This is a genomic window from Nostoc sp., assembly GCF_036917195.1.
Taxonomy (GTDB): domain Bacteria; phylum Cyanobacteriota; class Cyanobacteriia; order Cyanobacteriales; family Nostocaceae; genus Nostoc.
This window is the reverse complement of sequence record NZ_JBALDG010000075.1, coordinates 43,589-57,519: the sequence shown is the minus strand read 5'-3', so window position 1 is coordinate 57,519 and position 13,931 is coordinate 43,589. Positions and strand designations below refer to the sequence as shown.

Below are 13,931 nucleotides of genomic sequence, written 5' to 3'. Positions count from 1 at the left end.
TTAACTCATAACTTTTACTAGGATGCCAATAATTGCCGAATTAACCTGGCTACAGCCTTTTGCGTGAAGCGGCTGACAATTTGTTGACCCAAACGCTGTACATCAGAATTTACCAATAACTGGGCAATTTGGGGCGCAAGTTGCACTGGATCAAAGCCTTGTGTTTCTCGGAGAATACCCAATATACGTTTAATATGCTCTAAGGTTTGTTGTTGCTCAACTGTCGCCGCCGGAGTTTCATTAACTGCTGTCAACCCAACGCGTTCTCGCAGCAGATAGGTAAAGTTATGCAAAACATTTTTACCTAAAGCATCGAGTCCGTTAACAGATTCATCTACCAGTTTGTCACGAATGAAAGCACCGCGTTCAGATGACAGAAATTCTATCCCCTGATTCAGCACTAAGTCAAAGTCGTAGTCTTGACTCTTACGCGCATTAAGTAATAAGTTTTCTAAGCGATTCCAGCGAAATCTGCCATCTTTAAATAGCAAATCTTGCAATGATGTTCTTAATTGCGGTGCTGGGTCTGTTAACAGGCGTTTAGAAACGTAGGGATAAGCTTCACTGAGGACTTTAAAGTTGGGATCTATAAATATTGCAATCCCTTCGAGCGTCACCAGAGAGCGAATAATTAAAGCGTAGTAGGGCGGTACGCGGAAAGGATACTCATACATCAAAGCCGATAGTTCATCGGTAATGCTTTTAATGTTAAGTTCGGCTACGCTGGCTCCTTGGGCATCAGCAAAGACTCTGGCAAAAGCTGGAATAATTGGTGTTAAATCAGTTTCTGGTGATAAGAAATCTAACTTAACGTAGTCTTTTGCTAATCCTTCAAAGTCGCGGTTGACGACGTGGACGATCGCTTCAATTAAACCATAACGCTGTGGTGGCTTAATCTCGCTCATCATCCCAAAGTCGAGATAAGCCAATTTGCCATCGGTTGTTGCTAACAAATTACCAGGGTGGGGATCAGCATGGAAAAATCCATGTTCTAGCAGTTGGCGTAGGGAACACTGGACACCCACTTCAATTAGATAACGAGCATCTATCCCTTGGGCGCTAATTTCTTCTGTCTGGGTTAATTTTGTGCCGTTAATCCATTCCATCGTCAACACACGACGATTGGTGTATTCCCAGTAAATTTGCGGTATATATACGTCTTTTATATGACCGTATAACTCGAAAAATCTTTCGGCATTTTCACCCTCATGGATGTAGTCCATCTCTTCAAAGATGCGATCGCCTAATTCATCGAGAATACCAACTAAGTCACTTCTTACCCGCTTGATCTTTTTCTGCGCCCAGGCGGCGAGGTTACGCAAAATATACAAGTCAATTGTGATCCGCTCTCTTAAATCGGGGCGTTGGACTTTAACAGCGACTTCTTCACCAGTTTTTAGCTTACCTTTATAAACTTGCCCCAATGAAGCCGCAGCAATTGGCTGGGCCGAGAGTTCGGCGTAAACCTCTTCTGGAGGGGCACCAAGTTCTTCTTTGATAAACTGGTAAGCAATTTCGTTGGCAAAAGGCGGTAATTGGTCTTGTAGCTTAGTTAATTCTTCTAAGTATACGGGAGGAACCAGATCCGGCCTGGTGGACAAAGCTTGTCCAATTTTGATGTAAGCAGGCCCCAGCTGGGTCAGCAATACTCGTAGCTGAGTGGCTCGGCGGCGGTTATTTTTGACGACAATTCCCCGTTTGCTATCCGACCACAACCCAAAAGCAAAGGATAGAGTCGGCCCCAACACGGCGAAAATCCGTCGGACAACTTGCAGAGGTCTGTTCTGGTAATGCGCCGCTATGCCCACGGGATCGTAAAGCGTCTCAGGTTGGGCTATTATCCTTAGCTGTTGGGCGGCTAGAAGTTCTGGCGATTGGACAACCAAGCCTTGTGTACCATTTTCTTCTGGCACTACATCAATAACGTCCAGTTCGCCTCGGCCATTTGTGCCGTTGCGACTGTCCTCCTGAATCGGTTGGGAACTAGGGGGAAGTGTCTTAACAATCATGAAGAAAGCCACCAGTCAGAACGATCACATTAAGTATTGTAACAATATCTTTACAGACAAGCATCCCTAAAATGAGATAAGGCTGAGGAGCATTTTCCGGACAAGATTTTGTTCCACCTACCTACTACTCAAAAAAATTATCTACACAAGGGAGAAGCAATTAAGAGGTTTGCTACACTTAAATGGGCATACTAGTTTAATAGTAGTAGGTATTGCTAGTTGCTGAAAGATGGTACTTATTGTCCTGTAAGTTAGAAGTATCCGGCATCTGTCCTAACGGAGAATTTAGCTTGATGTTGCTTTGCCTACGAATTGAAAACTTTGCCCTAATTGACCAATTGGAATTGGAATTTGACGCGGGACTAAATGTGTTGACAGGTGAAACCGGCGCTGGAAAATCGATTATTTTGGATGCCATTGATGCCGCTTTGGGTGGCAAAGTCTCTAGTCGAGTGATTCGCACGGGGACAAGTCGGGCAATGGTAGAAGCTACTTTCACCTCAAACGCCCCCCTAGCAGCTTGGTTGAGTGAACAGGAAATAGATTTGCTTGATGAAAATTCCGTAGTCATTAGCCGAGAAATCACAGCCACCGCTAGTAATGTCCGCAGTAGATCGCGGGTGAATGGCGTGTTGGTAAATCGGCAGCTCATGGTAGGAATGCGCGATCGCTTAGTGGAAATCACAGCCCAAGGTCAAACGGTACAAGTGGGACAATCTGCCCAAGTCCGGGACTGGTTAGATTTATATGGCGGTGACTCTCTAATGCAGCAACGTCATAAGGTCGCCACAAGCTTCAGTGCTTACCAACAGGCGCATTTAGTACTAGAAAAACGCCGGACATCAGAACGGGAAAGGTTGCAACAATTCGACTTGCTCACCTATCAAGTGCAAGAATTGGGAGCAGCCAATCTCAGCGAACCGAATGAATTGGAACAGTTGGGACAAGAACAGGAACGCCTGAATCATGTCGTTGATTTGCAACAGATGAGTTACAAAGTTTATCAGGCTTTGTATCAAAACGATAATGAAATCCCAGCCGCAGCAGATTTATTGGGAGACAGTGAGGCAACATTAAATGACATGGTAGAATACGACACCCAACTGCAACCTCTATTGGAATTGGTGAGAGACGCGCAAGCTGCGGTGATGGAAGTGGGAAGGCAGATTAATGCCTATGGGGACGGTTTGGAAGCCGATCCCCACAGGTTGGAAGAGGTGGAAGAACGCGTTCGGGAATTAAAGCAAATTTGCCGCAAGTACGGGCCGACACTAAAAGAAGCGATCGCTTATTACCAACGTATCCAAGGGGAATTAGCGGTACTTAACGACAGCGAACAATCTATTGAAAACCTAGAACAGCAAGAAAAGGCGTGTTTTGAGAAACTCACCCAAGCAAGTAATCAGTTAACTCAACTGCGGAGTAAAGCGGCTGCTAATTTAGAATCACGTTTGATAGCTGAACTCAAGCCCCTAGCGATGGAAAAAGTGAAGTTTCAGGTTGAGATAGTGCCTACTTCCCCAACTGCCACCGGAGCAGATAAAATTACCTTTACATTTAGTCCCAACCCTGGAGAACCACTACAACCTTTAACAGAAATTGCCTCTGGTGGGGAAATGAGCCGCTTTTTACTGGCTCTGAAAGCTTGTTTTTCTCAGGTTGATGTGGTTGGAACAATGGTATTTGATGAAATTGATGTCGGAGTTTCGGGAAGAGTAGCCCAAGCGATCGCTGAAAAATTACACCAACTAAGTCAACGTAACCAAGTATTATGTGTTACCCACCAGCCTTTAGTTGCGGCAATGGCTGATCGGCATTTCCGCGTAGATAAACAAACTATCAATCAAGGCAAAGGTAAAAAAGCTAACAATGATAACGCCGAACAGCGTACCGTTGTCAGAGTTACGACTTTGGATAATTTAACCACTCGCCGGGAAGAACTAGCGCAGTTAGCTGGTGGTAAATCTGCAAGTGATGCGATCGCTTTTGCCGAATCTCTGTTATCACAAGCTGCTAATCATCGCCAAAAAATTAAAAATTAAAGATTAATTTACACCGCTGATGCTTCTAGTAATGACTGACCGAGATAACCTCCTTCAGCTTTGACACCAGGTAAAGCGAAGAAATATCCACCACCAATAGGGCGAATGTACTCCTCCAATGGTTCCCCAATCAGGCGATTTTGCACTGTCACAAACCCCTTCTCTAAATCAGCTTGAAAACAAACAAACAACAAACCCATATCTAAATGTCCAGATTTGTCAAACCCGCGTGAATAATTGAAACCACGCCGCAGAATCAAACTCGACTCTGATTTGCGAGGATTAGCAAGGCGGATATGAGCATTTAGAGGAATTTGTTTACCTTTAGGGTCTTGATCATAATTGGGAGTATCTTTCTCGTACTTCATCCCCAAGGGTGCGCCAATTTCCTTGTTTCGCCCAATAATTGTCTCTTGCTCTTGTAGTGGTGTACGATCCCAGCGTTCGACTAAGTTGCGGATCACCCGCACCACTTGATAACTTCCCCCTACTGTCCAAGCGGGTTCACCACTATTTGGCTGTACCCAAACGATCCGGTTCATCAATTTGTCGTCACTAGCATTTAGATTTGCCGTCCCATCTTTAAAACCAAGCAGGTTACGCACCGTAGATTTGCCTTGTTTTTTGTGGGTATTCGGCGGCAGAAACCCCGCTATTTGCCAACGTAAAGTGAGCAAGTCAGGTAAGTTCTTAATGATGTCACGTAAAGCGTGGAGATTCGATTCCTCAGTATTCGCACAGAATTGCAACAGTATATCCCCATGACATAAATCTGGGTCAAGCTGGTCATTGGGAAAATTGGCCATAGTATCTAACCGCTTGGGTTTCAAGTTGCTGAGTCCAAAGCGGTTATCGAATAGTGAGTTACCCACAGCTAGGGTGATTGTCAGATTATTGGGAGCAATCTCTGGGCCCATAATCCCGGAATCACTGGGTGGAAATTTGGGGTCGCGCGGCTTGGGTGTTCCTCCTGCCATGAGAAACTGGATGCGCTCAGTTAAAGTTTTGAACAACCGCACTAAATCAGCTTTATTTGTAGCAGTTGTATCAAATGCTACAAATAAGCCTGAAGCAGGAGTAGGAGTAAGAATACCTGCTTGGTGAAGCCCAAAGAAAGGCACGACCTCTTCAGATGGGTCAAGAGGTGTTCCCAGAAGAGTACGATAACCCAAAGTCGTCAAAGCTGCTATTCCACCTGCTGCTGCCATGCCGATTAACAAGTCACGACGCCCTAGCTTAGGAGTAATGCGTAAACTTGGTTGCTTCGTAATAGACATAATTTACTCGTCTAGGAATTCTTAATCAATTAGTTAACGCCCAGAGTGCCGCGCAACTGAGACAAATCTTCCGAAAGAGCAGCAATCGCTGTTTTCATGTCTTTCTTGTCTGCTTCACTCACCTTATCGTAGGTAGCAAAACCACCATCAGGGGTTTTGTATTTAGCAAGTTTTTGGTTAACTTTGGTGAAATTGCTATCCACACGCGTCAGCAAATCTGGGTTAGCTTTTTGGATGACGGGGCGCAATAACTCTACAATCTTTTGGGAACCATCCACATTAGCGCTGAAGTCCCATAAGTCAGTGTGGCTGTAACGGTCTTCTTCCCCAGAAATTTTGGTAGCAGCTACTTCTTCAATCAAGTCAGCAGCACCGCCAACCATATTTTTCGGTTCAATGGTCAAGGTGGCAATGCGCTTTTGTAGGTCTAGTCCATCTTTCTGTAGTTTTTCGGCAAAAGGTTTCATGCCTTTTGTAGTTTTGTCTTGAAATAAAGCTTTCTCTATACGATGGTATCCAGTGAATGCTGGGTCAGCCTCTTTTTTAGCAAAGTCATCAGCACGGGAATCCATCGTTTTATCGAGATCGGAGAAAAGTTCAGCTATCGGTTCTGCACGTTCCCAATGGACATGGGTAGAGGGATAAAGTTTCTGAGCTTTAGCAACGTCTCCAGCAATCACGGCATCTGTGAAAGTCTTGGTGTCTGCCACTAGTTGGTCAGTTTCTTTAGTGACGTAGACTTTGTACTCTGCGATCGCACCGACTAATTGACCTTGATCTACAGTCCCTTTGGCTTGAGAATTTTCACCTCCTGCTTTGACTGTGATTTTCCCTTTGGGATTGCTGCGTAAACCGCAAGCCATGTCATATTCACCCGGTTGTAGATTGGTTTTGAGTTTTTGAACGAAGCCAGGAGCAATATTTTCCTTTTCCTCAACGACTTTCACTCCAGACAAAATCTCCCACTCCAAAGGTTGGCTGCTTTTGTTTGTAAGCACAAAGTTGTTTTCCCCAGATGCTAGTGTCAGCTGATTTGGTTCGCAACCTTTATCTGTCACAGTCAAAGCAGTTTCGGTAGAATTTTTAGTAGAAGTATCACTGGCTACTTTAGCTTCTGGAGAATTATTCGTGGAAGTATCGCCTGATTTGTTGGATTCACAGGCACCTACTGTCAAGGCAATTAGACAGATAATTGTTGAGTACTTTAAAACATTTTTCATTGTTGTATTTTCCTAAAAATTATTGAAGAAGCTAGGAATGCCTTGCTGTAGTCTTCTGTCCAGCATTATCCCCTAAGAAGAACAGCGACATGGTAGGAATTAGATAGCCAAAATAGGCGATCGCCTCGCTGACAGTCGGGGTATCGTTATATCCAAAAAACCCTGCCAAAAGTGAACCGATAAACCCGTTCTTGGGAAGTACCCCACTAGCATCAAATATTACTGATTGTAGTGAATTCCAGACTCCGGCTTCATGGAAAGCTCTCACCCCACTTGCTAAGAGTCCAGCAGCAACCACGATAATGAAGGCTCCTGTCCATTTAAAAAATCGCTTCAAGTTGATGCGGATACCACCCTGATAGATGCCTACACCGACGGCTAGGGCGGCTGCATATCCAAACAATGCCCCCACGGGAGCTTGAATTCCCAAATTTTGCTGAAACGTGGCTAGCAAAAACACTACTGTTTCCAGACCTTCCCGCAGTACTGCAAAGAATGCCATCCCCACTAGCGCTAGTCCCCATTTATCACCCGACTGAATTGCAGTTTCAATTTGAGACTGTAACTCGCCTTTAATCGAACGAGCAGCACGGCGCATCCAGAAAACCATCCAGGTGAGAACTCCAACTGCGACGATGGAAATTACCGCTTCAAATAGTTCCTGTTCTTTCTGCGGAAACTCCTGACTGGTTATTTGCAAAATAATTCCGGCACCTAGACAAAGAAAAGTTGCTAGTGCGATGCCAATCCAGACTGACTTCATCAAATGGGTACGTCCAGTTTGCTTGAGATAACTGGCAATGATCCCCACGACAAGTGCAGCTTCAACGCCCTCTCGGAACATGATCAAGAAGGGAAAAAGCATGAATAACCTTATTAGTTATAATTACTATCAAATCATCATGAGAATAATAACTTACTTGAGAACATTTGTATATAACTGCGAGTGAAAAATCTCTAAAATCCTAGAATAATAAATTTTCCATTCAAATGACAGTCTGTCACAAAAATATTGCCTACTGTAAATTATTACTCCAGACAAGTACGTAAATAAATAAAACAACTCCTGCAACGCTTTGCTAGGACTTGTTTCCAGTTTTATACCTCTTGAGAGATGGATAGCAAAGTGTTAGTTTAACATCTGTGTTTTCCGTATTTGCTAACTTGACTTTTCACCGGATGTAAAGAAGGGGGAATGGTTCGCGAACATTATGACTTTGTTGGCGAATTCGATCAGCTTCTGTATAAAGCTAGAGTTAAGTATAAAACTAGTAGCTTTTTACTCTTTATTTAAATCCGCGATGAAATTGGATAAAGCTTTTTTGGCGGCTTTGTAACCAGGATTTTGTTTAGCTAAATACAATTATGCTAATACACGCTCGCAAGCGTGCTTCTAAATCAGCTAACTTTTGCCTTGTTCGGTGATAGTTTAACTACGTTTCATACCCCATTTTTGCACTGTTTTGATTTCAATTAATCGAAAAATATAATCGATAGTTAAACCCCAAATTGCAATTACTACTAATCCGGCAAATACGCGATCGGTTTGCAGGAAGTAGCGACTGTTATTAATCTGCCATCCCAAACCACTAGTAGCACCCCCAGAACCAAACACTAACTCAGATGCAATCACGGTGCGCCAACCAAAAGCCCAAGCAGTTCTCAAGCCTGTTAAGATGTGAGGCAATGCAGCAGGGAGCATAATTTCTTGAATCAGTCTGAACTATCTAAACCCAGGTTTTTTCCCACCATCAGAACCGTTGGGTTAATGGTACTAAGTCCCATTTCTGTATTTAGGGCAATAGGCCAAGTTGTAGCATGGGCAGTAACTACGATAATAGAAACAGAAGTGAACCCAAACCAAATTCTCACTAGGGGTAAAATAGTGATCGCAGGTAAGGGACTCAGCATCGAACTCATTACAATTAGCAAATCTTGACCAAAATGAGAAATTTTGGCGAAAGCTACTAAAGCCGTACCTAGAATTACACCCAAGATCATACCAATAGATAACACGGACAAAGTACTGAGTGTTGCTTGCAGCAGTTTTTGACTCAATAAGTCGTTGGACAAGATCCCCTACAAATGTACAAATAATTTCGGATAATTTATTTTTTGTTAGTCCCTTAACCCAAGCATACTGGTATTTATAAGCACTTTTATTTATACTCCTGCAAAGCCCCTAACTTCCGAATTCCCGGCCAAATCATCGCTGTAGCAATCACTACTACAATTGTGCCAATTCCACCACCCACAACCGAAATCACCGGGCCAAACAATGCAGCAGTCAAGCCTGACTCAAAGCCCCCTAACTCATTCGAGGCACTAATAAACACGCTATTAATAGCAGCAACCCAACCACGCAAATGATCTGGAGTTCTGATTTGAACTAATGTATGGCGAATCACAACGCTAATACTATCCAGTGCGCCACCAAGAGTCAGCATTAACATAGACAGCCAGAAGGAACGAGAAAGCCCAAAGATAATTGTTACAACACCAAAACCAACCACTGACCACAATAAGGCCGGGCCTGCTTTACGTAACGGTGGTAAATACGCGAGGGTAATCGCCATAGTCAAAGCACCGATGGAGTGACCTGCCTGTAAGTATCCCAACTCCACTGGCCCCACATGTAAAATATCTTTGGCAAAGATGGGTAGCAGGGCGATCGCACCACCTAACAATACAGCAAACATATCCAATGTGATCGCTGCTAAAATCAACTGATTCTGCCAGACAAATTTAGCACCAGCTGACAACGCTTTGAATGAGATTGGCTCAGTTGTGCGGATGCCTTTTTGCTCTTTAATCGGTACTGTTAAAATAAAACACAGTAACGCGGCGATCGCAGCCAACACATACACGCCTGTGGCACTTCCTAGCCAAGCGATGCCGAATCCCCCTAAGGCTGGGCCAATAACAGTAGCCAATTGAAAGCTACTACTATTCCAGGTGGCTGCATTGGTAAAAGCGCTGACAGGTATCAACTGCCACATCAAGGCATCACTAGCAGGCTTGGAGAATGCCCTAGCAACACCGATTAAAACTAAGCAGGCATAAATGAGAAAAATTGCACCTTGAGTATAAGAAAGCACTGCCAAAGCCAGCGAGCAGAGAGCTAGCAACATCACTGACAGTAACATCGTGAGTTTGCGATCGCGGCGATCGGCCACATCTCCAGCAATTAAGGTGAGAGCAATCATCGGCAAGACTTGCGCTAATCCCACACCACCTAGAACGATAGCTGAGTTAGTCCGTTCATAGAGTTCCCAGCCAATAGCTACAGTTTGCATTTGCGACCCTATGGACAGCACCAGCCGTCCAATGGTAAATAGCCGATAGTCTCGAAACTTCAGGGCTGCAAAGGGATCGTGCTGTGTAACCTCAGAGTTATGGGGATTTGAGTTCTGTTTTCTCGAAGACATTTTTTAGTAGAGTTAAGCCTTCTTCAATGTTGGAAATTTGTTCTTCTGTAAGACCTTTCAGCAGATCGCTAATATGAGCGCGAGTTTGATCTTGGGATTGCTTCAGATGGTGTTTTCCATCTTCGGTCAAATTGAGCAGCACCCGCCGCCGCTCCTGAGGATGAGCGATGCGTTGCACGAAGTCGCGTTGTACCAAGCGTTCTATGGTTGCTGATGCTGTGGCAGAGGTGACACCTAAATGCTCTGCCAAATCAGATAATGAAGCACCAGGATTGCGGTTAATAAATGCCAGCGATCGCAACTGAGGTATAGATAAAAAGGCGGCACTATGGGCACGCATATCCGCTCGGATAAACCGCATCATTAATGGAACTGTGTCCATTACCCTAGCGGCACATTCTTCGGAAGTTGTACCTTGAGTGGGTTTATCCAAGGTCATGGGCTTGTTGTTCTCCTGATTACATCGCCAGCCGTGGATCAAGTTTTCCACCAATGATGGCTAAGATTATTAGTGTTAATAAGAGAATTGTACAATCCTGACCAAAGTCATAGATGCTAGTTCCATTACGGATTACATTGCTACGCGTGGATAAAGTCGTCCACCAATGATCGCCAAGACTGTTACTGTTAATAAGAGAACTGCCAAATCCCAACCAAAGCCATAAACGCTGATTCCATCCACTAAGATTGTGCTGCGTAAGGCGTCAACCTCATAAGTTAAGGGATTTAAGTGGGAAAGAAACTTTAGCCAGTCGGGCATCATTGAGATCGGATAAATAGCATTGCTGGCAAAAAATAACGGCATGGTTAACATTTGTCCAACTCCTGTCATCCGCTCTCTGGTTTTTGCCAAACAGCCAATAATTAATGAAAAAAGACAAAAGCAAGCCGCCCCCAGCATTACTATCAGTAGCACTTGCCCAAAAGCTAGAGGATGGAGATTTAATTTTACATGTAAGACAAAAGACAATACATAAATTACTACTACCTGTGATAAGCACCGTACCCCACACGCTAGCGCTTTGCCCAAGACCATTGCCACACGGGGTGTAGGACTAGCAAGAAATTTATGTACAATCCCTAAATCTCGCTCCCAAATTAGTGTCATTCCACCAGTGAAAATAGCTACATACAACACGCTTTGAGCAAGAATGCCAGCAGCCATGAAGTCTAAATAGGGTAAGTTCCCTGTCGGAATTTCCCGAAGTTTGGAGAACACTTGCCCAAAAATCAGCAACCATAATGACGGTTGCACTGATCTGACTACTAAATCAGTGGGATCGTGGCGGAGTTTACGTACTTCTAATTCAGCGATCGCCAGGGTTTTCGTAACTAGGTCTTTAATTGCAGAGATCAAATTTACTCGGACAGTGGATGGTGCTTTAACCCAACCGTTGAGCAGTACGTCTGGTTCTTGCTGTGTCACGGTAGTTGACTCCTGATATTAACTGGTCGCCTGTATAGTAAATAAAGACATCATCCAAAGTTGCGTTTGGTTTATTTAAAGAAGCTTTTAAATCGCTTGGTGTGCCTGTAATTACGACTTCACCTTGTCGCATAATCGCCACTCGGTTACATAAGCTGTCCGCTTCTTCTAAAAAGTGGGTTGTTAAAAATATAGTTGTGCCGTAATCAGCACAGAGTTGTAGCACAAGTTGCCATACTTGAGTTCGAGCGATCGGATCTAGTCCAACAGTCGGCTCATCCAGAAACAAAATTTGGGGTTGATGCAGAACTGATACGCCGATTTCCAGCTTGCGGATCATCCCACCAGAGTAGTTTCGTACCAAGCGTTTCGCCGCATCTTGCAAACCCATATATTCTAGAATTTCATAGATGCGGCGATCGCGTCCTTTGGCAGGTATTCCATACAGCTTGGCGAAGATTAAGAGATTTTCGTAACCCGTGAGACTACCATCAGCAGAGAGCGCCTGGGGGACATAGCCGATAGCCCTTCTCACAGGATTAGGTTGACGAGTCACATCATAGCCAGCCAGAGTTGCTTTCCCTGCACTGATAGGCAGTAAAGTTGTCAACATCTTAATAACCGTACTTTTCCCTGCCCCATTGGGTCCAAGCAGCCCAAATACTTCGCCCTGTTCCACGGATATGCTCAGGTTATTAACAGCCGTTAACTTGCCAAAACGGCGTGTGAGTCCCTGAGTTTCCAAAATCAGCGGTCTTGACTCGCTAGGAGGTTGCAATCGATTTATTTTTCCCGTCAGTATTGTCACAAGTTTGATGCACCAGCATTAATTAGTTAAACTAACTATTAGCTTCTCAATATATTTGGTTGAAGTCAATAGACTTCTGGCATAAATTTGAATCAGAGTAAAAAGAAACACAATAGAGTGGCGGCGAGGTTATTGATGGGCGAAGTATTACTGACAGCGATCGCAGTCTACCCATCGTCAGCAATTTTACTGTGGCTAATGGCTATAAAGGTTAATTATGCTTTATTTTTCTGGGTGATGAAGATGAAGGATAGTTTTTTTACTGGGAAATTCCTACAAGTGCGATATGTAATAACTTAAACCTCGTACAAGTTGAAACCTATAGTTTTTATAGTATTGCCTGAAAAGCTTATATATCTATGGCTATAGCAGTCCTAAATCATATGTGAAAACTTCTTTTTCTTTTCTTGGCGGCTTGGCGGTTCGTTCATTTTCACAACTCATTTAAGATTATTTATATATACTTCAACAGGCTGTTGAAAAAGCTACAGTTACCAAAATTGACGTGATTTAATATAGCAGTATTAATAATTAAGTATGACAATTTATACACCTGGAGGAATGCCAATCAGCTTCCCTATGAACTATGCTTTTAGCTTACTCGCAAGACTTTATCCAAAGTATCGACCACATAAGGTTTTGAAGATAGCTGAAGGTATGGATAAAGCGCCTGAAGCTATTGCATATCTTTTGGGATTTATATTATTTGCACTGCGAATTTCACCCATAATAATTTTTACAAATGTTCTCATTTTACCAGTAATTCTGCGTTGGATGCATATTAGGAGTAAATATATTGATTATGTGGTGAATTTAGGTGTGATATTCAACTCTATTGGGACAATTGGAATAATTTCGATAGCACTTACTGTGTTTGGATGGTACTCAGTAGGATGGCAAGGCTTAGTGGCATTTTTGTGTTCAAGGTTCTTTGGGGGATTTATCAATAGTATTCTTGAGGCACAAGAAAAGAGTCGAATCAGAGTGTTAGCAAAAGTCAACTATAACGAGTTTGATAGATGTTTTATAGACGCATATCGATTTTGTGCAAATAAGATTGGTGTAACTCTCGATTTATCAGTTTCTGAGCAAGAGTTAGCGAGTAATAGTTGGCAGATAATCTACAGCGACTATTCTCATAAAAACCCTATCTTGTTTAAAATGAAAGATTTTTTATGAATAATTTCAGTTTAGTGATGGAGATATTTATGACTATTATTTCAGGGGTATTTGTATTCATTTTAGGACAATTAGTACTCAAGCTGGTTATCGAGCCTATTCAAGAATTTAGAAAAACTTTAGCTGATATTGCTTTTGCTTTAATCGAATATGCAAATATTTATTCAAATCCAGGACATGCTGGCAATGAGCTTGAAAATAAAGCCTCACAAAAGTTAAGAAAACTGTCATCACGTTTGAATGCTCAAATGTATTTGATACCCGCTTATACCAGTATTTCAAAACTATTTCGATTACCTTCAAAAGATAATTTAGTAGAAGCTGCCAGTGATCTAACTGGTCTTTCCAATGGTGTGTTTAAATCGCCAATTGATTTGGTAAATACAAATTTAGAGAGAGCTAAAAGAATTCGCACTAGACTTGGCATTTATGAGCCAAAAAGTGATAAGTAAAAAGTACTACCATTCGCAGTGGTTGGATTATCGAAGAAGGTTCTGATATCCCAAGATTAACAACCTGCTATCCTCTGTAATATCTGGAAG

Annotated in this window: 15 protein-coding genes; 5 read left to right on the top strand and 10 right to left on the bottom strand. The window is 43.0% G+C overall.

What is annotated here, in order from left to right:
* Positions 1-17: 17 nt before the first annotated feature.
* Entirely contained in the window at positions 18-2,009 is a 1,992-nt protein-coding gene (locus V7K40_RS25750; protein WP_334964770.1) for an AarF/ABC1/UbiB kinase family protein, read from the bottom strand.
* A 293-nt stretch (positions 2,010-2,302) separates the two neighbouring features.
* Between V7K40_RS25750 and recN the strand changes: the two genes are divergently transcribed.
* Positions 2,303-4,051: a DNA repair protein RecN gene (recN, locus tag V7K40_RS25745; RefSeq protein ID WP_334964973.1), complete on the top strand. Its 1,749-nt coding sequence runs from the start codon at positions 2,303-2,305 to the stop codon at positions 4,049-4,051.
* An 8-nt stretch (positions 4,052-4,059) separates the two neighbouring features.
* On the opposite strand, the gene efeB is transcribed toward recN, so the two are convergent.
* From efeB to V7K40_RS25700, 9 genes are all read right to left on the bottom strand, one after another.
* Positions 4,060-5,328 carry an iron uptake transporter deferrochelatase/peroxidase subunit gene (gene efeB, locus V7K40_RS25740; RefSeq protein WP_334964768.1) on the bottom strand — a complete coding sequence of 423 codons (1,269 nt, stop codon included), beginning with the start codon at positions 5,326-5,328 and terminating at the stop codon, positions 4,060-4,062.
* A gap of 29 nt (positions 5,329-5,357) precedes the next feature.
* Positions 5,358-6,548 (bottom strand): iron uptake system protein EfeO, encoded by a 1,191-nt coding sequence (efeO, locus tag V7K40_RS25735; RefSeq protein WP_334964766.1) that lies wholly within the window; start codon positions 6,546-6,548, stop codon positions 5,358-5,360.
* 31 nt (positions 6,549-6,579) lie between these two features.
* The gene (gene efeU, locus V7K40_RS25730) at positions 6,580-7,413 is read right to left on the bottom strand and encodes an iron uptake transporter permease EfeU (RefSeq protein WP_334964764.1); all 834 of its coding nucleotides are present in this window, start codon (positions 7,411-7,413) and stop codon (positions 6,580-6,582) included.
* Between the two features lie 564 nt (positions 7,414-7,977).
* Entirely contained in the window at positions 7,978-8,250 is a 273-nt protein-coding gene (locus tag V7K40_RS25725) for an ABC transporter permease subunit (RefSeq protein WP_334964763.1), read from the bottom strand.
* Between the two features lie 11 nt (positions 8,251-8,261).
* Positions 8,262-8,621, bottom strand: a complete 360-nt coding sequence (locus tag V7K40_RS25720) for a hypothetical protein (RefSeq protein ID WP_334964761.1) — start codon at positions 8,619-8,621, stop codon at positions 8,262-8,264.
* An 86-nt stretch (positions 8,622-8,707) separates the two neighbouring features.
* On the bottom strand, positions 8,708-9,976 hold the full coding sequence (locus tag V7K40_RS25715) for an MFS transporter (RefSeq protein WP_334964759.1): 1,269 nt from the start codon (positions 9,974-9,976) through the stop codon (positions 8,708-8,710).
* Positions 9,942-10,415, bottom strand: coding sequence for a MarR family transcriptional regulator (locus tag V7K40_RS25710; protein WP_334964758.1), 474 nt, complete (start codon positions 10,413-10,415; stop codon positions 9,942-9,944). The genes V7K40_RS25715 and V7K40_RS25710 overlap by 35 nt, the downstream gene beginning before the upstream one ends.
* A 132-nt stretch (positions 10,416-10,547) precedes the next feature.
* Positions 10,548-11,402 carry an ABC transporter permease gene (locus tag V7K40_RS25705; protein WP_334964756.1) on the bottom strand — a complete coding sequence of 285 codons (855 nt, stop codon included), beginning with the start codon at positions 11,400-11,402 and terminating at the stop codon, positions 10,548-10,550.
* On the bottom strand, positions 11,359-12,210 hold the full coding sequence (locus V7K40_RS25700) for an ATP-binding cassette domain-containing protein (RefSeq protein WP_334964754.1): 852 nt from the start codon (positions 12,208-12,210) through the stop codon (positions 11,359-11,361). Before V7K40_RS25700 ends, V7K40_RS25705 begins: the two co-directional genes overlap by 44 nt.
* Before the next feature lie 135 nt (positions 12,211-12,345).
* On the opposite strand from V7K40_RS25700, the gene V7K40_RS25695 reads away from it, so the two are divergent.
* From V7K40_RS25695 to V7K40_RS25680, 4 genes are all read left to right on the top strand, one after another.
* Positions 12,346-12,510 (top strand): hypothetical protein, encoded by a 165-nt coding sequence (locus V7K40_RS25695; RefSeq protein ID WP_334964752.1) that lies wholly within the window; start codon positions 12,346-12,348, stop codon positions 12,508-12,510.
* Positions 12,511-12,747: 237 nt separating this feature from the next.
* The gene (locus V7K40_RS25690; protein ID WP_334964750.1) at positions 12,748-13,389 is read left to right on the top strand and encodes a hypothetical protein; all 642 of its coding nucleotides are present in this window, start codon (positions 12,748-12,750) and stop codon (positions 13,387-13,389) included.
* A 29-nt stretch (positions 13,390-13,418) separates the two neighbouring features.
* Positions 13,419-13,841 (top strand): hypothetical protein, encoded by a 423-nt coding sequence (locus V7K40_RS25685; protein WP_334964748.1) that lies wholly within the window; start codon positions 13,419-13,421, stop codon positions 13,839-13,841.
* A gap of 11 nt (positions 13,842-13,852) precedes the next feature.
* The gene (locus tag V7K40_RS25680) at positions 13,853-13,921 is read left to right on the top strand and encodes a hypothetical protein (protein ID WP_334964971.1); all 69 of its coding nucleotides are present in this window, start codon (positions 13,853-13,855) and stop codon (positions 13,919-13,921) included.
* The last annotated feature ends 10 nt before the right edge of the window (positions 13,922-13,931 follow it).

Bases quoted from the DNA above. Each gene is read 5' to 3' on its own strand.
- V7K40_RS25725 (WP_334964763.1), bottom strand. From the start codon at position 8,250: ATGCTCCCTGCTGCATTGCCTCACATCTTAACAGGCTTGAGAACTGCT.
- V7K40_RS25690 (WP_334964750.1), top strand. From the start codon at position 12,748: ATGACAATTTATACACCTGGAGGAATGCCAATCAGCTTCCCTATGAAC.
- efeU (WP_334964764.1), bottom strand. From the start codon at position 7,413: ATGCTTTTTCCCTTCTTGATCATGTTCCGAGAGGGCGTTGAAGCTGCA.
- recN (WP_334964973.1), top strand. From the start codon at position 2,303: ATGTTGCTTTGCCTACGAATTGAAAACTTTGCCCTAATTGACCAATTG.
- V7K40_RS25750 (WP_334964770.1), bottom strand. From the start codon at position 2,009: ATGATTGTTAAGACACTTCCCCCTAGTTCCCAACCGATTCAGGAGGAC.
- efeB (WP_334964768.1), bottom strand. From the start codon at position 5,328: ATGTCTATTACGAAGCAACCAAGTTTACGCATTACTCCTAAGCTAGGG.
- V7K40_RS25710 (WP_334964758.1), bottom strand. From the start codon at position 10,415: ATGACCTTGGATAAACCCACTCAAGGTACAACTTCCGAAGAATGTGCC.
- V7K40_RS25685 (WP_334964748.1), top strand. From the start codon at position 13,419: ATGACTATTATTTCAGGGGTATTTGTATTCATTTTAGGACAATTAGTA.
- efeO (WP_334964766.1), bottom strand. From the start codon at position 6,548: ATGAAAAATGTTTTAAAGTACTCAACAATTATCTGTCTAATTGCCTTG.
- V7K40_RS25695 (WP_334964752.1), top strand. From the start codon at position 12,346: ATGGGCGAAGTATTACTGACAGCGATCGCAGTCTACCCATCGTCAGCA.
- V7K40_RS25715 (WP_334964759.1), bottom strand. From the start codon at position 9,976: ATGTCTTCGAGAAAACAGAACTCAAATCCCCATAACTCTGAGGTTACA.